The 20,582-nt window shown below is 69.8% G+C and carries 15 protein-coding genes; 6 read left to right on the forward strand and 9 right to left on the reverse strand.

Annotation, left to right across the window (positions count from 1 at the left end; translation table 11 throughout):
* Nucleotides 1–28: 28 nt before the first annotated feature.
* Genes ACLJRL_RS16070 through ACLJRL_RS16085 form a run of 4 tightly spaced genes read right to left on the reverse strand, consistent with a single transcriptional unit; the run spans nucleotide 29 to nucleotide 12,385 of the window.
* A complete protein-coding gene (locus ACLJRL_RS16070) occupies nucleotides 29–223 on the reverse strand; it encodes an MbtH family protein (protein WP_410656967.1) in 195 nt (64 codons plus the stop codon).
* A complete protein-coding gene (locus ACLJRL_RS16075) occupies nucleotides 220–6,453 on the reverse strand; it encodes an amino acid adenylation domain-containing protein (RefSeq protein ID WP_410656968.1) in 6,234 nt (2,077 codons plus the stop codon). The genes ACLJRL_RS16070 and ACLJRL_RS16075 overlap by 4 nt, the downstream gene beginning before the upstream one ends.
* On the reverse strand, nucleotides 6,450–9,611 hold the full coding sequence (locus tag ACLJRL_RS16080) for a non-ribosomal peptide synthetase (protein ID WP_410656969.1): 3,162 nt from the start codon (nucleotides 9,609–9,611) through the stop codon (nucleotides 6,450–6,452). Before ACLJRL_RS16080 ends, ACLJRL_RS16075 begins: the two co-directional genes overlap by 4 nt.
* On the reverse strand, nucleotides 9,611–12,385 hold the full coding sequence (locus tag ACLJRL_RS16085; RefSeq protein WP_410656970.1) for an amino acid adenylation domain-containing protein: 2,775 nt from the start codon (nucleotides 12,383–12,385) through the stop codon (nucleotides 9,611–9,613). The genes ACLJRL_RS16080 and ACLJRL_RS16085 overlap by 1 nt, the downstream gene beginning before the upstream one ends.
* 141 nt (nucleotides 12,386–12,526) lie before the next feature.
* Between ACLJRL_RS16085 and ACLJRL_RS16090 the strand changes: the two genes are divergently transcribed.
* Together ACLJRL_RS16090 and ACLJRL_RS16095 are read left to right on the forward strand one after the other, a co-directional pair.
* Entirely contained in the window at nucleotides 12,527–13,009 is a 483-nt protein-coding gene (locus tag ACLJRL_RS16090) for a pyridoxamine 5'-phosphate oxidase family protein (RefSeq protein ID WP_410656971.1), read from the forward strand.
* Between the two features lie 417 nt (nucleotides 13,010–13,426).
* Nucleotides 13,427–14,227, forward strand: a complete 801-nt coding sequence (locus ACLJRL_RS16095) for a phytanoyl-CoA dioxygenase family protein (RefSeq protein ID WP_410656972.1) — start codon at nucleotides 13,427–13,429, stop codon at nucleotides 14,225–14,227.
* Here ACLJRL_RS16095 and ACLJRL_RS16100 read toward each other — a convergent pair.
* Complete coding sequence (locus ACLJRL_RS16100) at nucleotides 14,224–15,219, reverse strand: GlxA family transcriptional regulator (RefSeq protein WP_410656973.1); 996 nt, start codon at nucleotides 15,217–15,219, stop codon at nucleotides 14,224–14,226. The two genes, ACLJRL_RS16095 and ACLJRL_RS16100, sit on opposite strands and share 4 nt — an antisense overlap.
* An 84-nt stretch (nucleotides 15,220–15,303) precedes the next feature.
* On the opposite strand from ACLJRL_RS16100, the gene ACLJRL_RS16105 reads away from it, so the two are divergent.
* The 3 genes from ACLJRL_RS16105 (at nucleotide 15,304) to ACLJRL_RS16115 (ending at nucleotide 17,548) form a co-directional block, all read left to right on the forward strand.
* Nucleotides 15,304–16,179 (forward strand): NAD(P)-dependent oxidoreductase, encoded by an 876-nt coding sequence (locus tag ACLJRL_RS16105; RefSeq protein ID WP_410656974.1) that lies wholly within the window; start codon nucleotides 15,304–15,306, stop codon nucleotides 16,177–16,179.
* Nucleotides 16,176–16,550, forward strand: coding sequence for a hypothetical protein (locus ACLJRL_RS16110; protein ID WP_410656975.1), 375 nt, complete (start codon nucleotides 16,176–16,178; stop codon nucleotides 16,548–16,550). The genes ACLJRL_RS16105 and ACLJRL_RS16110 overlap by 4 nt, the downstream gene beginning before the upstream one ends.
* A gap of 230 nt (nucleotides 16,551–16,780) precedes the next feature.
* A complete protein-coding gene (locus tag ACLJRL_RS16115) occupies nucleotides 16,781–17,548 on the forward strand; it encodes an Asp23/Gls24 family envelope stress response protein (protein ID WP_410656976.1) in 768 nt (255 codons plus the stop codon).
* A 137-nt stretch (nucleotides 17,549–17,685) separates the two neighbouring features.
* Here the strand turns inward: ACLJRL_RS16115 and ACLJRL_RS16120 are convergent, their stop codons facing one another.
* Nucleotides 17,686–18,201 (reverse strand): RICIN domain-containing protein, encoded by a 516-nt coding sequence (locus ACLJRL_RS16120; protein WP_410656977.1) that lies wholly within the window; start codon nucleotides 18,199–18,201, stop codon nucleotides 17,686–17,688.
* A gap of 128 nt (nucleotides 18,202–18,329) precedes the next feature.
* Here ACLJRL_RS16120 and ACLJRL_RS16125 point away from each other — a divergent pair, with 128 nt between their 5' ends.
* Nucleotides 18,330–19,169, forward strand: coding sequence for an alpha/beta fold hydrolase (locus ACLJRL_RS16125; RefSeq protein WP_410656978.1), 840 nt, complete (start codon nucleotides 18,330–18,332; stop codon nucleotides 19,167–19,169).
* A 25-nt stretch (nucleotides 19,170–19,194) separates the two neighbouring features.
* Here the strand turns inward: ACLJRL_RS16125 and ACLJRL_RS16130 are convergent, their stop codons facing one another.
* From ACLJRL_RS16130 to ACLJRL_RS16140, 3 genes are read right to left on the reverse strand one after another with little or no spacing between them, the layout of a single operon-like run.
* A complete protein-coding gene (locus tag ACLJRL_RS16130; RefSeq protein ID WP_410656979.1) occupies nucleotides 19,195–19,728 on the reverse strand; it encodes a pyridoxamine 5'-phosphate oxidase family protein in 534 nt (177 codons plus the stop codon).
* Nucleotides 19,729–19,754: 26 nt separating this feature from the next.
* Nucleotides 19,755–20,153, reverse strand: a complete 399-nt coding sequence (locus ACLJRL_RS16135) for a DUF1801 domain-containing protein (RefSeq protein ID WP_410656980.1) — start codon at nucleotides 20,151–20,153, stop codon at nucleotides 19,755–19,757.
* A gap of 10 nt (nucleotides 20,154–20,163) precedes the next feature.
* Nucleotides 20,164–20,529 (reverse strand): DUF1761 domain-containing protein, encoded by a 366-nt coding sequence (locus ACLJRL_RS16140; protein ID WP_410656981.1) that lies wholly within the window; start codon nucleotides 20,527–20,529, stop codon nucleotides 20,164–20,166.
* Nucleotides 20,530–20,582: the final 53 nt, after the last annotated feature.

Below are 20,582 nucleotides of genomic sequence, written 5' to 3' on the forward strand. Positions count from 1 at the left end.
CGGAGGTCGCTCCCCCGTCACCCTTCCCTCAGCGCACGGGCACGGGCCGCATGTCGGTCCAGTGCCGTTCGACGTAGTCCAGGCTGTTCTGCCTGCTGTCCGCCGGGCGCACGCTCCGCCAGCCGTCCGGGACCGCGGTGGTGGCCGGCCAGAGTGAGTACTGCCCCTCGTCGTTGAGCAGGACCAGGTACGTCGCGTCTTCATCCTCGAAGGGGTTCGTCATGCCACGTCCTCGTTCCGCTCCGGACGGACCGGCCTGGCCCGGCGTGCCCGTTGCGCGCGCTCGGCGCGGCGTCGGACGTCCACTGTGGACGTGGTCGCCGGCTCGCCCGCCGTCAGCGCCCGTGCGAGCGCGTGCACGGTCGGGTACTCGAACAGCTGCCGGATGGACAACGGCATCTCCAGCTCGTTCCGCAGGCGTGTGTGCAAGGTGGCCAGCAGCAGCGAGTTCCCGCCCAGGTCGAAGAAATTGTCCTGGGCGCCAACGGATTCGATGCCGAGGACACCGGACCACACCGCGGCGACGCGCCGCTCGAGGTCGGTTTCCGGTGCCATCCACGGGGTCTGGCCTGCCAGCTCGTCGCGGCCCGGCCGGGGCAGCTGGTCGGTGGCGAGCTTGCCCCGGGAGTTCATCGGTAGCTCGGGCAGCCAGACCACCGCGTTGGGCACCATGAACTCGGGCAGCTGGACCTTCAGCTTGGCCAGCACCGCCTGCGTGTCGGCCGGTTGACCGTCGGCCGCGATCAGGTAGGCCACCAGCGGCGCGGCCTCACCCGGGTAACCGCGCACCACCGCCTTGGCCACCAGCGGATCACGGTGCAGCTGAGCCTCGATCTCCTGGGGCTCGACCCGGTAGCCACGGATCTTGAGCTGCCGGTCGCCGCGCCCGAGGTACTCCAGCGTGCCGTCCGGCAGCCACCGGCACTGGTCCCCGGTCCGGTACACCCAGTCCGGCTCACCATCCGGGTTGTGCGTGGAAAACCGTTGCTGTGTCAGCTCTTCGCGGTTCCAGTATCCCTTTGCGACAGTCGAGCCGCCGACGTACAACTCCCCCGGGAAGCCGATCGGGCACCGCTGCCCGGCGTCGTCGAGGACGTAGGTGCGCACCCCGGGGGTGGGACGGCCGATGCAGTTGAGCACGGTGGCCGCGGACGGCTCCAGCAGGTGTGACGTCGTGATGAACGTTTCGGTGGGGCCATAGGCGTCGCAGATCCGGTACCCCGTCTCGGGCGGCAGCTGGGTCAGCGGCGAGCCCGCGAAGATCATCCATCGCAGTGCGGGCAGCTCGGCACCCGCCGCCCACAGCGCCTCACCCAGCGGGGTCGGCACGAAGAACATCGTCACCTCGAGCTCGTCGAGCCAGGTCGCGAGCTCGGGCGCGACCACCGAGCGCTCGTAGGGCACCAGCTCCGCTCCCCCGCACAGGGTCGGCCAGATCTCGTGCTGGCTGGTGTCGAAGGCGACGCTGTGGATCTGGCTGACCCGGTCCTCCGGCCGCACGTCGAACTCGGTGATGTGCCAGCGGGTCACCTCGGCGAGACCGCGGTGGCTGTACTCCACGCCCTTCGGTTCCCCGGTGCTACCCGAGGTGTAGAGCACGTAGGCCGTCGAGTCGGGATCCGGTAGCGCCGAGGCCGGCTGATCGGTGGCCACCGGCACGGTCGCGATGTCGATCACCGGGACGCCGTCCGGAATCCCGGCGGCCGCCGGATCGTCGGTCACCACGGCGCACGCGTCGAGGTCGCCGAGGATGAAGCCGATCCGGCCGGCCGGGTACACCGGATCCAGCGGGCACGGGATGAACCCGGCCTTCCACGCCGCGAGCAGGCACACGATCAGATCTTCACCGCGGGGCAGCAGAAACGCCACCGCCGGCCGCGCACCACGGGCGTGCGGCCGCAGCACCGCGGCGAGGGCCTCGGCGCGGTCGTCGAGCGCGCGGTAGGTGCGCACGCCCTTACCGGATCGGACCGCCGGGGCCTGCGGGCGCTCGGCGACCTGGTCGGCGAACAGCGCCGCCACCGTGGTCGCCGGTCCGGCCGGAGCCGCCTGCTCCCAGCGCCGCAGCTCGGTTCGCTCGTGATCGTCGACCACATCGAGGGTGCGCACCGGCTGGTGCAGGACGTCGGCGAAGGAGTCGAACAGCCGGCCCAGCCAGCCCGCCATCCGCCGCGCCTCGCCCCCGGTGATCCGGTCGCCCCGGTACAGCATCGTGCCCCGCAGCTGCCCGCCGATCTCTTCGAAGCCGACCGTCAGGGCGAACTTTCCGGCGTAGCCCGCGCCATCGTGATCCAGCTCGATCGGGTCGAGTCCCAGCCCGCCGATCGTCACCGGCTCGTCGGCGCCGGCGGTCACCGCGAGCATCACGTCGACGTAGGGTGTCCAGCCGGGGCGACGGGGCGGGTTCAACCGGTCGACGATGTCCTCGAACGGCACCGACGGGTTTTCGAACGCGTCCAGCACGGTGTCCCGCATGGCATGCAGCAGGTCGGCCAGCGAGGAATCCTCGTCGAATTGCGAGCGCAGCACGACGGTGTTCAAGCAGGGCCCGAGTACGTCTGGCAGCTCGACGCGGTCGGCCACCGGGCAGCCGAAGGTGACGTCCTCCTGACCGGTCCAGCGATGCAGCAGAGCGGCGAGCGCGGTGGCGGCCACCATGAACCAGGACACGCCGTGCTCGGTGCGCACCGACCGCAGCCCATCCAGCGCCGCGGGCTTCAGCGGGATCGGCACCGATCCCGGCCGCGCCTCCAACAAGGGCGGGGTCAGCGCGGGAAAGACCGGCGCGCCCGACAGTCGCGTCGTCCACTGTTCGAGATCTGCCCGGCCGCCCACGCTTTCCCGCTCGTCGGACTGCTTCAGCGCGAAGTCGCGGAACTGGGCGCGGCCCGACGGCAGCAGTTCGGTGAGCGGCCGGTCCACGAGCGCGTCGACCCGGTCGAGCACATGGCCGAGCCGAGCCGCCAGGCGTCGTGCCCGCGCCGCCGGGTGCCGGTCGCCGCGATAGGTCAGCACGGCGGTCAGCTTGTCGTCCTCCTCGACGAAGGTGACCGTGAGGCCGAACTTCGTCTCGTGGTGCCAACGGTCGAACGGCAGCGGGGTCGCCGTGGCCGGGCCGAGCGCGTGCCCCGTGAGACGGCCGGAGACGAGGTTGAGCATGACGTCGAGGAAGGGGGTGTGGCCCTCTCGGCGCCGCGGGCGCAGCCGGTCGAGGACGGCGGGCAGCGGTGCCGCCTCGTACTCGAAGGCGTCGAGCATGCTGTCGCGGACGTCGCTCAGCACGTCCGCGAACGTCGCGCCCGCCGTGGTCCGCGAACGCAGCAGCACCGTGTTGAGGCACGGGCCCAGCACGTCCTCGAGATCCTCGGACCGACGGTTGGCCACGGGCAGACCAAAGGTGACGTCGTCGTGGTTCGCGCTGCCGTGCAGCCATGTCGCCACCGCCGCCACGGCCACCATGTACCAGGACGTGCGGTGTTCGTCGCAGAGCTCGGCGGTGCGCGCGACGAAGTCGGCGGAGAACGGGACGTGGACGGTGCCGTGCGCTTCGGGACGTCGTGGCGGCACGCCGAGATCGGTCGTTTCCGGCGCGCCCGCGAGCTGCTCGGCCCAGTAGCCGAGCATGTCCTCACCGTCGGGGTCGCCGAGCTCCTCGCGTTGCCGCTGCGCGACTTCGGAGAACTGGACCGGCGACGGAAGGTCGTCGACGGGGAGACCGAGAGCGCCCCGGTACGCGTTGTCGAGGTCGCGCTGAAGCACCGGCAGCGACTGGGCGTCGAACGCGATGTGGTGCAGGCAAAGGATCAGGACGTGTTCCGCGGGAGCGGTGGAGATCAGGCGCGCGCGAAGCGGCCGCCCGGCCGCGAGGTCGAAGGGGGTCTCCGCCTCCTTGTCGACGAGCGCGGCGATCTCCTCCGCGACGGACGAGCCGAGCGTGGTCACCTCGATGTCCGGGATCCACGGTTCGGTGACCACCTGGTGGAGCCGCCCGCCGTGCTGCTGGAACGCCGACCGCAGGATCTCGTGCCGTTCGATCACCGCGGCGAAGGCGGCCCGCAGGGCATCGGGATCGAGGTCACCGGTGATCCGCCAGGTGAGCGGGATGTTGTAGGCGGGGCCGGTGGTGTCCATCTGCTCGGCCAGCCACATCTGTTCCTGCATGCTGGACGCCGGCGTACCCGGCGCGGTGGACGAGGCGATGGGCGCGGCGATCTCGTCGCCGATCACCGAGTCCAGGTGGGCGGCCAGCTCCCGGGGCCGGGACAGGCGGTACACGTCCGCGATCGAGAGTGCGATCCCGGTTCGGGCGGCGATCTCGGCGGTGAAGCGGGCCAGCAGCAACGAATGCCCGCCCAGCTCGAAGAACGACTCGTCCGCGCCGGGCGCCGGGCACTGGAGCACCGCGGCGAAGACGTCGCCGACCAGACGCTCGGTCGGCGTCTCGAGCTCGGCGCGCGGGGCGGCCGGGAGCTGCCCGCCCTGCGCGCGTAGCGCATTCCGGTCGACCTTTCCGTTACGGGTCAAGGGAAACGCGTCCACGACGCGGTAGGCGGCCGGGATCATGTACTCGGGCAGGTCGCTGCCGAGGAAGGAGCGGAGTTCCACGGCGGTCGGCGGCGGGCCAGCGCAGTCGAGGTAGGCGGTCAGCTTGTCGCCCTCGTCGAGCAGGACCACCGCGTCGGCGATCCCGGAATGGCCCCGCAGCAGCGACTCGATCTCGCCGGGCTCGATCCGGAACCCGTGCAGCTTGATCTGGTTGTCCACCCGGTTGACGTATTCGAGGTGCCCGCCGGGCAGGACCCGGACCAGGTCCCCGGTGCGGTAGAGCACGTCGCCGGCCGCGTCCTCGCGGAACCGCTCGGCGGTCAGCTCGGGGCGCCGCAGGTAGCCGGCGGCGACGCCGTCGCCGCCGATCCACAGCTCGCCGGGTTCACCGGAGGGCACCGGCCGCATGCCCTCGTCCAGGACGTGCAGGGTGGTGTTGGCGACGGGCTCGCCGAGGGTGATCGGGCCGGCCGTCACCCGGCTCGCGGTCGACCAGATGGTGGTTTCCGTCGGCCCGTAGAGGTTCCACACGGCACGGGCGCGCGGGAGCAGGTCGTCGGCGAGCGTACGGGGCAGTGCCTCACCGCCGCAGAAGACGGTCAGTCCCCGGTCGCCCTGCCAGCCCGCGGCGAGCAGCATGCGCCAGGTGGCGGGTGTCGCCTGTACGTGGGTCGGCCTCGACCGCTCCAGGTGCCGGACGAGCAGCTCGCCGTCCCGGGCGGCCTCCGCGCTCGCGACCTCGACCGTGCCGCCGGTGATCAGCGGGAGGAACAGCTCGAGCGCGGCGATGTCGAAGCAGACGGTGGTGAGGGCCAGCATCGTGTCCTGGTCGCCGAACCCCGGCCGGTCGGCCATCGAACGCAGCAGGTTCGCCAGGCCTCGGTGGGTGACGCGCACTCCCTTGGGGCGTCCGGTCGAGCCCGAGGTGTAGATGACGTAGGCGATGTCGTCGCCGGTCAGGACGGCGGCGTCGGCGACCGGCGGGCCGGTGAGCACGTCGTCGACGTGGGCCGTCTCGACGGCGGTCGCGGTGATCTCGGCGGGCAGCGGCCCGTCGGTGAGGAGCAGTTTCACCTCGGCGTCCTCGATCATCCCGGCGATGCGCCCGGGCGGGTAGATCGGGTCCAGCGGCACGTAGGCCGCGCCGGAGAGCAGCACACCGAGCAACGTCGGCACCAGGTCCGCCGAGCGGTTGAGGTAGACCCCGACCAGGTCGCCGCGGCCGAGGCCGCGGCCGGTGAGGGAACCCGCCACGGCACGGGCGCGCCGGTCGAGTTCGGCGTAGCGCAGCGAGGTGTCCGCGAAGACCACGGCGGTCTCGTCGGGAGTCTTCGCCGCCTGGCCGAGAAAGAGTGTGGGCAGCGGGAGTGCCTCCGCGACCCGGGGGATTTCGGTGAGCGGCTCGGCCACCGCGTCGTAGCAGTCCTCCACCTCGCGAAGGAAGAGCCGGGTGGAGGCGCCGTCCCAGACCATGTGGTGGGCGCACACGACCAGCACCTGTTGCCGGTCGTCGAGGTCGGCCAGCCCGACGCGGAAGAGGCGGGCGTGGTCGAGGTCGAACGGGCGGCGCCCGAAGTCCCGCAGCCACGCGGAAAGCCTCTCCTCCGCCGCGGGTTCTCCGCGGAGGTCGACCCGCTCGACCGCGGGGGCCCACGGGTCTTCCACGTGCTGGTGGAGCCGGCCGTCCCGTTCGGCGAAGGAGGTGCGCAGGATCTCGTGGCGTTCGACGACCACCGCGACGGCCCGCTCCAGCGCCTCCGCCGAAAGGCGTCCGTGCACCCGGAAAGCGACCGGCATGTTGTAGAGCCCGTCCCCGGGTTCCATCCGCTCGGCGAACCACATCCGTTCCTGGGTGCTCGCCGCCGGGACGTCGTGCGCGGCGGTGCCGCCGGCCTTCGTCGCGCTCATGTCCGTAGCTCCCTGATCTCGTGCACGGCCGCGGCGAACTCCGCGGCTGTGGGATGGTCGAACAGCGTCCGCACGCTCATCCGCACGCCGAGCTCGCGGCGCAGGCGGCTGACCGTGCGGGTGGCGAGCAGAGAATTGCCGCCCAGACGGAAGAAGTTGGCGGTGGCGCCGACCTCGGCGACGCCGAGGAGTTCCGCCCAGACCTGGCAGACCGTCGTCTCCAGTTCGGTCCGCGGTGCGACGAAGTCCGTCGGGCGTTCGGCCAGCGCGGGCTCCGGCAGCCGCGCCCGGTCGACCTTCCCGTTGGCGTTCAACGGGAACCGGTCGAGCAGCACGATGTCGCTCGGCACCATGTAGCCGGGCAGAGTCTCCGCCAGGCCGTCCTGAAGGTCCTTTGTGGACAGAGTGGCCGCGAGGTCCGCCGCGACCGCGTAGGCGACCACACGTGGCCCGCCGTCCGACGGCCGGACGAGGACGAGCGCGGCGCGGACGCCGGGGCAGGCCGTCAGCCGCGCCTCGATCTCGCCCAGTTCGACGCGGTACCCCCGGATCTTGACCTGGTCGTCGCGCCGGCCGAGGAACTCCAGTGTCCCGTCGGTTCGCCACCTGACCAGGTCGCCGGTGCGGTAGAGCAGGTCACCGGGCGCGCCGTGGGGATCGGGCACGAACCTGTCCGCCGTCAGCTCCGGGGCACCGACATAGCCTTGTGCCAGGCCGGAGCCCGCGACGCACAGCTCGCCCGGCACACCTACGGGCACCAGCCCGAGCTCGGAGTCCGTCACGTAACAACGGGTGCCGCGGATCGGCCTGCCGATCGGCACCGAGACGGCGCCCTCCGGCACGTGGGTGATCAGATGGGTGGTGCTGAACGTGGTGTTCTCGGTGGGGCCGTAGCCGTTGAGCAACCGCCCCGGCGCGTTCCCGGCGGACAGCACGGCCCGGATCACGGCGGGGTCGAGTGCCTCGCCGCCGACGATCACCGTGCCGACCCCTGCGACGGCGTCCGGCACCTCGCCGACCGTGTGGTTGAACAGTGACGAAGTCATCCACAGCACCGTGACGCGGTGCTCACGGAGCCCGTGTGCCAGCGCCGCGGGCTCGACCACCGTGTCCTTGGGCAGGATGACCAGCTCGGCGCCGGTGAGCAACGCGCCCCAGATCTCGAAGGTCGCGGCGTCGAAGGAGATGCTGCTGCTGTGGGCGACTCGGTCACCCGGGCCGAGTCGCACGAAGTCGGTCTCGTGCACGAGTCGCACCACCGCGCGCTGCGGCACCCGGACGCCCTTGGGCCGCCCGGTCGAACCGGAGGTGTACATGACGTACGCCAGGTCTTCCGGGCCCTGCGCCACCGCGGGAACTCCTTCGGTGACGGTGTCGAGGTCGGCGAGGTCGGCGAGGTCGTCTAAGTCGTCCAGGAGGACCGAGGGCCCGCCCCAGCCCGCCGTCCGGTCCGCGAACTCGGTGCTGGTGACGATCACGCCGGCGCCGGCGTCGCCGAGCAGATAGCCGAGCCGGTCGGCCGGATAACCCGGGTCGAGCGGCAGGTAGTGGCCTCCCGCCCGGAGAATGCCCAGGAGGGCGGCGACCTGGTCGATCGAACGGTCCAGGCAGACACCCACGCACAACGGCCCTTCGGTCGCGTGCGCACGCACGGCGTCGGCGACCAGCGCGGCCCGCGCGTCGAGTTCGGCATAGCTCAGTGCCTCGGTGCCGCACCGCACCGCGGGGGCCTCCGGCCGGATCGCGACCTGCTCCGCGAACAGCTCCACCATGGTCGCCGACGCGGCGGGCAGCGGGGTGGACGCGTTGCCCCACACCAGCAGTCGGGCTTCCTCCTCGGGGGGCAGCAGCGACAACGCCGACACCGGCCGGGACGGATCCCGGGCCGCGTCGACGAGAACGCGCTCCAGGTGCAGCAGCAGACGTTCCACTGTGGACCGCTCGAACAGGTCCCGGCGATAGTCGACGTCCACGACCAGTTCGCCGTCCGCCTCGAACACCATGAAGTCGAGCTCGAACTTGACGACACCGGGGTCGAACACGAACTCGGTGACCACCGAACCGGGCAGCCGCAGTGGATCGGCCGGGGTGTTCAGGAACGAGATCACGACATTGACCAGCGGCGGCCTGCTCAGGTCGCGGTCGGCTCCCTGCAGATCCGCCAGCCGCTCGAACGGCAGGTCCTGGTTCTCCCCCGCCTGCAGTGTCGTTTCCTGGACCCTGCCGAGTAGCTCGCCGAAGGCCGGATCACCGGTCAGGTCGTTACGCAACACCACGGTGTTGACGAAGAACCCCAGCAGATCCTCGAACTCGGGGCGGTCGCGATGGGCCATGGCCGCGGCGAACACGATGTCGGTCTGACCGGTGTGGTGGGCCAGCAGCGCCGACAACCCGGCAGCCACGGCGGCGAAGAGGGTGACGTCATGGCTCACGGCCATGTCCCGCACACCGTCGAGTACCCGAGCGGGCATGCGGTGCCGAACGCGGGCGCCGTCCCAGCACTGCACCGGCGGCCGGGGGCGATCGGTGAGCAGTTCGAGTGGTTCGCACCCGGACAGCCGTTCGCGCCAGTGCCGCAGTTGCGCGTCCAGCACCGGTTCGTTGACCGCTTCCCGTTGCCACCGCGTGAAGTCGCCGTACTGAACGGACGGTTCGGGCAGCGGCGAACCGAAGTCGAGCAGGAATGCCGTGTACAGCTCGGACAGTTCGCGGAGCAACAGGGAAAGCGTCCAGTGGTCGGAAACCAGGTGGTGCAGGCACACCAGCAGTACGTGGTCGTCCTCGTCGAGCCGGAACAGCTCGGCACGCATGAGCGGTCCGCGGCGCAGGTCGAACGGCTGGAGCACGTGTTCCCTGGCCAGCTCGGCCACCCGCGCCGGCAGCCGTTCGGGCGTGTCGACGTCGACGAGCGTGACCGGCAGCTTGACGGGTTCGGCCCGCGCGACCCGGTGGACCGGCCGGCCACCAGGTCCCTCGTCCACAGTGGACCGCATCACCTCGTGCCGTCGGACCACCTCGGTCAGCGCGCGGGTCAGGAGGTCCACGTCCAGCGGACCGCGGATCCGGTGCGCGGACGGGATGTTGTAGCCGGTGGCGCCGGGATGCAGCTGGTCGAGAAACCACAGCCGCTCCTGCGCGAAAGACAGCGGAGCGTCCATCACGCCACCTTCAGCCGGTCGAGTCCGGCCGGGAGACTCTCTAGCCGGCCGGCGATCGCCGCGACGGTGGGCTCCGCGAGCAGCTCCCGGACGGAGACCCGCACCTCGAACCGGTCCATGAGGCGTGCCGAGAGCTGCGCCAGTGTGAGCGAGTGCGCCCCGTACGAGCGGAGGTCGTCGTCGCGGCCGACGCCCGCACGGCCGAGCACCTGCTCCGCCAGCCTGGTCACCGCCTCTTCCCTCGGCGTCCTCGGTTCGGCCGAGGACTGCCGTCGCCCACCCAGCCAGTGCGGTGGCGGCAGCGCGCCGCGGTCGACCTTGCCCACCGGGGTCAGCGGAAGCCGGTCCAGCACGACGATGAGCTCCGGCATCTCGTGCTGCACGAACCGGGCGGCCAACGCGTCCCGCAACTCGCGCCGCAGCGCCTCGTCGCGTTGCTCGTCCGGCGCGCTCTTGGCGAGCGCGTCGCATGCCGAGGCCGGAGCCGGCCACGGCACGCGGACGGGTTCCGGCACGGAGTCGGCCAGCCAAACCGCGTCCAGCGTGCCGTCCGCCCGACCGGCCGCCCAGCTCAACCGCACGCGATAAGGGAGCCCGATGGTGAGCGCGCGGAGGTCGACCGGCGACGGCGCACCGGCGACGGGCCGCAGCCGGGGCCTCAGATCACCGGCGCACGCCTGCTCTTCGGTACCCCGCCATGCGGCGAACCACGCCGAGACCTCCGCATGGGGAATGGACCGAACGCCGAGTGCCCGCGCTGTGCCCGCGCGCAGCAGCCGCCGGATCGCGGCCAGGTCCAGCCCGTCGTCCTGCCAGTCGAGCCAGGTGAACTCCGGCGCGGGCGGTACCTCACCCACCCGGACGAGCACGTCGAACCGGCCCGGCCCCTCCCGGTCGAAGCGCGGGACGATGTCCACCGAACCCGCGTCGAGGGCGAGGAAGGCCGCGGGATGGATCGCGGGCGCGGCGTCGGCGTGAAGCCGGCCACGCACCCGCCAGCGGAGTTCGTCCGTGGTCATGTCGTCCGGGGCCACCGACAGCTCGGCCGCGCAGCAGGCGGCTGGGAGCACGGGCAACGAACGCACACCGGTGAGTACCACCGTGCCACCGTCCGAGGTCAGCTCCGTCGCCCTGGTGATCGCACCGAGCAGGTCGTCCACCGTGCCGAGCCCCGGTCCGTGGGCGTCGATGAGCACGGCATCCACGCCCTCTCGGGACATCGCCGCCGGTCCGGCTAGCGACGCCAGCCGCTCATGCGAGTCGCACGCGGCACTCAGCCCGGCCACACCCGGGCCGATCTCGAGCACCGAACCCGCCGCCAACGCCCGGACCGTGGCCACGGTCGCGACCTCGCTCCCGGCCGGGCCCGGCTGCGTCGACCAGCCCGCCCGGGCCGGCGCCCGGCCCGGATCCGGCTCGATGTAGGCGACCAGCTGAGCGGTCTCCGGCGAGGGCCGCACGGCGACCACGGCGGCCTGCCGCACACTCGGGTGCCGCAGCAGGACACGTTCGATCTCGTCGGGTTCGATGCGGTGCCCGCGGATCTTGACCTGCCGGTCGACGCGGCCGACGAACTCGAGGTCACCTTCGGCGTTCCGCTTCGCGAGATCGCCCGTCCGGTAGGTCCGCAGCGCACCGTCCACACCGAACCGCCGCGCGGTGAGCGCGGGCTGACCGAGGTAACCGCGGGAGACACCGGCACTGGCGACGACGATCTCGCCTGTCTCGCCGTCGGGCACCGGCCGGCCGTGCGGGTCCAGCAGCCGCACGGCCACGCCGCCGAGCGGACGGCCGATGGGGATCGGCCCGTCGCCCGTCGCGGAGTCGGCGACCACCGCCGACGTGACGTACACCGTCGTCTCGGTCGGGCCGTAGATATTGACCAACCGGAACGGCAGGCCTGGCCGTGGCCGTCGGCGCAACGCCTCTCCCCCGGTCACCAGGTACCGCAAGGACAGCGTTGTCAGGTCCGGCTGTGCCAGCAGGATCTCGGCGAGCGCGGTGGTCAGGAAGCACAACGTCACCTCGTTGTCCCGCAACGTCGTGACGAGTCTTTCCGGATCGGCCCGGTCCTCATCGGACACCGCGATGCCGTGCCCGCCCACGGAGAGCAGCGGCCACAGGTCGAGGATCGACGCGTCGAAGCTCAGCGGAGCGGCAAGCGAGCCTCGGTCGGCCGCGGTCAGCCCGAGTGCGGCGACGTGCCGGCGGCACAGGTTCGTGATTCCACCGTGCTCGAGCTGGACGCCCTTCGGCGCCCCCGTCGACGCGGAGGTGTACATGACGTACGCCAGGTCCGCGGCGCCTGCTCGCTCGGGTGGCTCCGTGGCCGGGTGTGCGGCGATGTCCGCGGCGTCGGTGTGGGGGTTCACGACCGTCAACGGCCCCTCGGCGAGTGCCGAGCCCCGCGTGATGAGTGTCCGCGCACCGCTGTCCTCGAGCATGTACCGCAGGCGGGTGACGGGATAGCCGGTGTCCAGCGGCAGCGCGGCGCCGCCGGCGCGGAGTACGCCGAGCAGTGCCACGTAGTGATCCAGGCTCCGCTCGAGATGGATCGCGACGATGACGCCGCGGTCCACGCCGAGGCCACGGAGATGGTGGGCGAGCCGGTTGGCACGCTCGTCGAGGTCGCGGTAGGAGAGGGTGCCGTCGGCACAGGTGAGTGCGGGGGCGTTCGGGGCGTGCCTGCTCCAGTGCGCCACCGCCTCGTGCACCGGGCGCGCGCCGCCGTCCGGATCGTTCTGGCCCCCAGAGACGGCCTGCCGTACATCCACCGCGTTTCCTTCCGCATCTCTTCGAGCCTTGATCGTCGCGCGAGGAGTTCCCGCGGTCTTCTCTCGTGCTGCTGACCATGTGGCGCCGCCCCGGAGGCTGTTTGATCCCGGCGCGTCCACGGCGGCTGTACGGTTTACGCCATGGACACCGGGGATCTTGAAGCCAAGGGTCGGGCGATCATCGACGGCAACCGCTTTATGACACTGGGAACCGCGAACACGGACGGCGAGCCCTGGGCGTCGCCGGTCTTCTACGTGGCCGACGGCTACTCGGCGTTCTACTGGATCTCCTCACCCGAGGCGACGCAGGTCCGCAACATCGCGGTGCGGCCCCAGGTCGGCATCGTGGTGTTCAACTCACAGCAGGAGCCGGGCTCCGACGAGGCGGTGTACATGGCCGCCACCGCGGGTGAGCTGACCGGAGCCGAACTGGACCGGGGCCTGGAGATCTACCTGGGCGCGGCGCCGTTCAGCAAGGGACCGGAGGTTTTCCGGCCGCCTGGCCGCTACCGGGCGTACCGGGCAACGGTGACCGAACATTTCATGCTCTGTCCACAAGCGTCCAGTGAGCCGTGCTCCGTGCACGGCCGCACTTCCGACCACCGTGTGTCGGTGCGCCTCTAGCTGTCGCGTGTCGTGAAGGCCACCTTGAGGGACTCTGAGTCCCTCAAGGTGGCCTTCACGTACTCCAGCTTGAACCACCCCTCCTGACCACCGCGAAAGCGGCCGTCGCGCTCGAGCTATGCCCGAAAACGCAATCCGACAGGACGCACATCCCTATTAATGCTGTCCGGCAGGGCGCGTTTCGGTAGTGCGAACCGCACCGCACGCAGGGAGAAGAGGATCCCGGAAGATCACTGGAGTATGGGTGTCGGAATTTCACCCATTACGTGATGAGTGCGTCCTTATATGAGGAGGAAACAGCGGGAGTTGACATTCGGCAGGCCCGAACGGCCACCCGTACCAGAGCACCGGGCGGTGGCCGGCGGTCCGGCACTCGCCGAAGTCTTTACCTCCGCTCGCACACAGAAAGGACGTCTCATGTCCCCGGTAAAGAATGAAGTGAGCAATGCGGATACCCTGACACGGGCCGCATTCGATTACCAAAATCAGGGTTGGTGCGAATATCGGCAGCCTTTCCCCGCCGACCTGCTCGCTGAGGTCAAGCAGCGGATCGAGGAGATTTCGCGGTTGCGTCAGCCGGAGGTCGTGTATGAGGACGGCAGCGATGTCGCGCGTGGAGTGCACGGCTGCCACCGATACGACGAAGCCTGCGCCGCCCTGGTGCGCAGCCGGATCCTGGTCGACCTCGCGGAGACCCTGATCGGCTCCAGGGTCTATGTCTACCAGTTCAAAGCCAACATCAAGGCGGCACGCGAGGGCCGTGAGTGGCCGTGGCACCAGGACTTCGCCTTCTGGTTGCATGAGGACGGCATGCCGTCGCCGGATGCGGTGACCATCGCGATCAACCTGGACGAGGCGCATGAGAGCAACGGGCCCTTGCGAGTCCTCGACGGAACCCACCGGCTCGGCGTCCTCGAGTCGGTGAGCCGGAAGGAGAATCGGACATCGAACTGGAAAGATGATGTGTCGTCGAACCTGTCACATGCCGTTCCGCCGGAGTTGATCGGCGGCCTGCTGGCCGACTATCCGATGTCCCAGTTCACCGGCCTGCCGGGCACCATAACCGCGTTCCATCCGTGCATCGTGCATTCCTCGTCGAACAACCACTCGAACGACCGGCGATCAATCCTCTTCGTCACCTACAACTCGGTGGATAACGCGCCGACGCACGCGACGAGGCCGGATTTCCTGGTGGATCCCGACACGAGCCCTCTCTAACCGGCGATTTGAGGCTGCCTCGGAAACGCGTTCCGGTAGGCGCCCGGCGAGACGCCGACCTGTTTGAGGAAGTGGTGGCGCAGGTTGTTCGCCGTGCCGAAACCACTGAGCTCCGCGATCCGCTCCACGGGGAAGTCGGTCGATTCCAGCAGGCTCTGCGCTTGGGAAAGGCGCTGAGCGAGCAGCCATTGAAGTGGTGTCGTACCGGTGGCCTGCTGGAGGCGCCGGTAAAAGGTCCGGCGGCTCATCATGGCGCGCCGCGCGAGATCTTCGATCGTCAGCGGGCGGTCGAGGTGCGCCCTTGCCCAGTCGAGTACCGGCGCCAGCCCCTGATCGTCGGTGGCGGGGACCGAGAGATCGATGAACTGAGCCTGACCGCCGGTCCGGTGCGCGGGCACGACCATCCGGCGGGCCAGCTGGTTGGCCACATGCGCCCCGAGGTCACGGCGGACCAGGTGCAGGCACAGGTCGAGACCGGCGGTCATGCCGGCGCTGGTGAGCACGTCGCCGTCGTCCACGTAGAGCACGGAGTCGTCGACCTCGACCTGCGGAAAGCGCTCGGCCAGCGCGGCGGTGTGCATCCAGTGCGAGGTGGCGCGGCGGCCGTCGAGCAGCCCGGCCTCGGCCAGCGCGAAGGCGCCAGAGCACAGGGACACCATCCGGGCCCCCGCTGCGTGGGCGCGGCGCAACGCGCTGATCAGCTCGGGCGAGACCGGCGCGCCTTCGCTGAGTACCTCGTCCGGCACCGATGACACGATGACCGTGTCTGCGCCGACGATGTCTTCGAGCCGGTACGGGGTGCGCAGCGCGAATCCCGGGGTGGCTTCCCGGGCCCGGTCGCCGGTTCCGCACATCCTCAGGTCGTACCAGGGATCGGCGAGATCGGGCTGCGGCATCCCGAAAACGGTGGCGGGGATGCTCACCTCGTACAGATCCCAGAAGGCGACCCCGATCTCCTCGGGGACGACCAGGGCGACCGAACCAGCGCTCATGGTCCACATCCTATGGCACGAATTTGGTGGTTCCGGTCATCAGTGTCACTGGCAGCCGGAAGTCCCCGTGGCGAGGCTGGGCACATGAGCACAACACCTGACCACGTCACCGTCCTCGGCCTCGGCAATCTGGGCCGCGCGCTGGCCGAGACCTTCCTTCGCCACGGCCATCCCACGACAGTCTGGAACCGCGACGCGGCCAAGGCGGACGCACTCGTCGCGGCCGGCGCGACGGTGGCGCCCTCGGCCGCGGAGGCGATCGCGGCGGGCGATCTCGTGATCGTCGCGCTACTGGATTCCACCGTCGCCCGGCAGGTCCTGGCCACCGCGGCCGCCGCGGTCGCCGGGCGTTCGCTGGTCAACGTCACCTCCGGCGGGCCGGAGGACGCACGAGCCCTGGCCGCATGGGCGGCAGAACACGGGGCGCAGTACCTCCACGGAGCCGTTTACGCGGTGCCGCAAACAATCGGCACCACTGAATCGTCGATCAGCTACAGCGGTTCCGAGACCGTCCACCAGCGTTCGCAGTCGCGGCTGGACCTGTTGGGAAAGGGCACTTTCCTCGGCGCCGACGCCGGTCTCGCCTCAAGTTACGACGTCGCCATCCTCGCCGGGATGTACGGGATGATCGGCGGTTTCCTGCACGCCACGGCGATGGCGGCGACGGCCGGGGTCCGGGCCACCGAGCTGACGCCGATGCTGTTGTCGTGGCTGGCGGACGCGTTCCCGGCGCTGTCCACCTTCGCCTCGGAGATCGACAGCGGCGACTACACCGATGGTGAGTCCAGTCTGGCCATGAACCAGGCAGGGCTGGCCACGATCATCCGGGCCAGCCAGGAACTCGGCGTCCCGGCCGGCACCCTGCTCCCGATCAAGGACCTGATCGACCGGCAGATCGCCGACGGACACGGCGCGGCCAGCCTCGCACGCGCCGTCGAGTCCTTCCGGAACGACGCATGAGCACGACGACCGACGACTTCGGCGAGCTGGGAGCCGAGTTCAACACCTACGTCGGAGCCATCAACTACGCCACGATGGTGACGATCGACGCCGAGAACCGCCCGCGAACCCGGGTCCTCATCCCGGTGTGGGAGAAGGTCGACGACCGCCCGGTCGGCTGGCTGGCCACCTATCGGACCCGATCAAGGCGGCACACCTCGAAGGCAATCCGCACACCAACTTCTCTTACTGGGCACCGGGCAACGACTCAGTGGCCGTCGACGCGGTCGCCGTCTGGGACAACGAACCCCAGGTCAAGCAACACGTGGCGAATCCAGGTGATCCGGGGTGGCGACCTGCGCAGCCGGATCTGGCGAGCGGACCGCAGCTAGACGGAGCCGATCAACGGTAGGCACGTCACCGGTTGAACTTTTGCCGAATGCAGCACGAAAGCTCGGCGACGGCTAAGGGAACGCCAACCTCAGGGAGCGATGGTTTCCTTGGTACACAAGGAAATCTCGAACGCGCGGACAAGTGACCGGCATCATGGCCCTACCCCCTAGCATGACGCCGTCTGCTCGTCCCCCCGAAGTCGTCGCTCCCGAAAAGGGGAACCACACCCATGTCCGACGTCATCAACAGCATCTTCGGCCGCGCCAAGAACGAGACGCCCCGGCCCGGTGGATACGGCACGGATTCCACCACCGCCGAGCCCCACACCTTCCAGGCCGACGCCGCGGACGTGGCCGTCGCCGACGAAACCCTTGACACCAAAGCGAACGAGGTCGACCAGACCGAGACGGTGGAACCGGCGGGCAGCACCACGGAGTCCGAGGATATCGCCGCCGACGCGGACCTCGTCACCGAAACCGCCGACGAGGACGAACTGGCCGAGTCCTCGACCGAGACCGTTCCGGCAGTGGATGCCGACATCGAATCCCCCGAGGAGGACGGCGGCATCGCGGAAGGCACCGATGCAGTCGCCCTCGAATCCGTTGACGCGCCGGTGGCAGTCGTTGCCGAGTCCGACGAGGATGACGTCGAGCAGACTGAGTCGGCCGTCGAGCCGGTCACGGCCGAGACGCGGCCCGCCGCAGGCAGCCGCGGCAACACCACGGTGGGCGACGGGGTCGTCGCGAAGGTCGTGACCAGGATGGCTCTCAAGGCCGAGGGCGTGTACGGCCTCGACGACGAGGGCATCTCGGTCGAACTCGACGGCGACATCGCCACGATCAAGGTCTCCGTGGTGGTCGAGTTCGGGCACGTGGTCATGACGGTGGCCGAACAGACCCGGATCGCCGTGATCGAAGCCGTCGAACAGTTCCTCAGCCTCGACGTCGCGGGCGTGGACGTCCACGTCACCGATATCCACCTGCCCGACAGCCTCTGATCGTTTCCTTGCCCGCCGGCGGGTGACCGGAAGGCGAAGGGAAATCGGGGCGGAGATCCTCGCCAGGTGACTGGCAAGGGTCTCCGCTCCGACGCCACGGTGTCAGCTGACGACTTTCTCCACCCCACGTACGTACGTCAGATCCACCTTTGGTCGACGTTGAGGTGGCAGTCCCACAGCACCAGCCGAGTCCCGTTGGCCGTGCTGCCCTTGTTGGCCAAGCCGACGCACTTGTTGGAGGGTGTGTTCTTCAGGGCCCAACCCGGGGTGCTCAGGGCGACCCAATGCCACTGCTGGTCGGGGTTTCCGTGGCAGTCCCACAAAACCAGTTCGGTTCCGTTGGCCGTGCTGCCGTAGTTGGCCAGGCCGACGCACTTTCCGGATGCGCTGCTGCGCAACGCGGTGCTACCGGCCCAATACCAGTATTGATCGGCATTGAGGTGACAGTCCCACAGGACCAGCCGTGTCCCGTTGGCGGAGCTGCCGTTGTTGTCCAAGCCGACGCATTTGGTGCTCATACTGGCCACACTGCGGATGGGGTGGCCTTCGACGGCGTTCGCGGGGAGGGTCACGCCGGCTGTCAACGCCAGCGCCCCGGCCAGTGCCAGTATCCCTCGAGAAATTCGGCGCATGAAGGTGAAACCTTTCGCCATTTGCGGTTCCTGGTGGGAGTTCTTTGGGCAGCGTCCCAGGACCGCTGTCGCGGAGGAACCGTCGATGGGGCAGCACAAGGGGCGATAAGTGACCACGCCGAACGTGCGCGCGTTGGGTACGGTGACGCATGACCTCACAGCGAGCGAACGGCGTCGAACTCGGTATCGAGAGCTTCGGTCGCGCTACTGATCCGCTCGTGCTGCTGGCCGGCGGAACCACCATGCTCTCCTGGCCGGATGCGGTGTGCGAGCGGCTCGCGGCGGGTGGGCGACGGGTGGTCCGTTACGACCTGCGCGACTGCGGAGCGTCGACGACCCTGGACCCGGAGGCGCCGGCGTACAGCCTGCGCGATCTCGCCGCCGATGCAGCGGCGCTCGTCGGTGCTCTCGGCGCCGCGACGGCCCACCTCGGCGGAGTCGGTGTCGGCGGGATGGTCGCCCAGGTCGCCGCGCTCGACCATCCGGCTGCGTTCTCGGCGCTGACCCTGGTGGGCACACGGCCGGTCGCGCCCGGCCCTGTCGACGACGATCTGCCGGACCACGACGCGGCGACGATGGCGGCGGTGTTCTCCCGCCCCATGCCTGACTGGACCGACCGGACAGCGGTCGCGGCCTTCGCGGCTGACGGCGCGGAGTTGCTCGGCAACGACCCGGAGCAGGCACGCGCGACAGCGGCCCGAATCTGGGACCGCACGCCGTCGACCGAACCGGCGGTGCAGCAGGCGAATCAGCTCGGGATGGTGTTCTCCCGGCTCGACTGCGCGCCGCGGTGGCGCGAGCGCCTGGGCGATCTCGCGCTGCCGACACTCATCGTGCATGGGCGCAACGACCCGTTCTTCCCCGTGGGCAACGGAGAGGCGCTTGCCACCGCGATCCCCGACGCACGTCTGCTCGTGCTCGACAAGATGGGGACCGCCCTCTCGGGCACAGCCGCCGACGAGGTCGCCGTGGCGATGCTCGAGCGCTGACGGCTGCCGGAACCTGGCCTCGCCCTCAGCTCCACCGGTAGCGAGTCTGGGACGACTTACCACCGACGGCGAAGGCGAATCCCTTGTCCGGCCGGACCCGGTAGAGCTGAAGTTTCCCGGCCCGAACGGAGTCGCCCAGTTGATACCAGGTTCCGTCCTCGCGGGTGAGCTGCCAGCCATAGGCCTGTTCGAACGCGGTCGCCACAGCTTCCCTGGTGGCCTGATCGGCGACCAGGCTCGCAGTGCCTTCGATGATGTAGTCCATGCCGGTCAGGGTGTCGGTTCCGGCACTCAGCACGCAGTGCTGGTTGGCGCTGAGGTTCTTGGCCTTCTGCTCGTTGTCACCGGTGGTGAACCACATCGCGCCGAGCGCCCAGATCGCCAGCAACGGTGTCACGTGGGGGCGGCCGTCGCGGCGTACCGTGCACAGCTGGAATTTCTGGGTCCGGCGCAGTGCCCACTCCGTCTCCTCCCAAGGCGTCGGGCTGGCGCCGGGCGAGGAGAACGGACCGAGGCTGGTCTGCGGCGCGGTCGAGTCGCCGGTCGTATGTGTGGACACGTCTTCTCCTTGTGGACGTCACGAATTCACGCCTGCGCGGCCTTGATCTTGCGCCAGCCGCCGGCGCGGTTGTTCGCGATGATGTGCTCGAGATACCGGGTGAGCGCGGGCACGGTGATCGGTTCGCCCTCGTAGTAGGAGATCATCCGGCCGGTCTTGTTCTGGTGCCCGGCCGTGACGATGCCCTCTGGGTCGGGGACGATGCCGCCGTCGTAGAGGAACACGTTCACGTGGTCCTTGGTGGCGAGCAGCGCGCAGACGTTGCCGTTCAGCACGAAGTACGGCTGGACCGTCCGCTTGATCGTCTCGACGACCTCGGAGTCGGCCGCGTGCACGATGTCGCGCACCTGGCGGCAGATCTCCTGCTGCCAGTCCGGCAGCTTGTCGATGTAGTCGTCGACGCGTGGGTCCTTCTCATAACTCACGATGCCTCCTCTAGAGCCACAGGCCGACGATGGTGCCCACAGCGAGCAGCTTGATCAGCCAGTCTCCGCCATGGCGGGCCGCTGTGGCCACCGGAACCTTGTCCCACATGACCGAACCGGACAGCAGCACGAACGGGAACGCCAGCCACAGCACGAGCGCGAGCAGCAGCATCGGGCCGACCGTCGCGATCTCCATGGCCTTGGCCAACCCGACGATGGCGCCGGCCACCAGTGCGCTGCGGCCGAACTCGGCGACGATCTGCAGCGGGGACGGACGGCCGTCCGAGGCGCGGTCACGGTCCACCACCGAGTACCAGACGCTGCTGATCACGAAGGACGCGATCGCCGAGGTCAGGATCGCGGCGATGACGGTCATCTCACATCGCCCGGTCTGGCTGAGCACCCAACTTGAAAACTACACTGGCTAGT

Origin of the sequence: Amycolatopsis sp. lyj-112 (assembly GCF_046549055.1) — a bacterium.
GTDB lineage: Bacteria > Actinomycetota > Actinomycetes > Mycobacteriales > Pseudonocardiaceae > Amycolatopsis.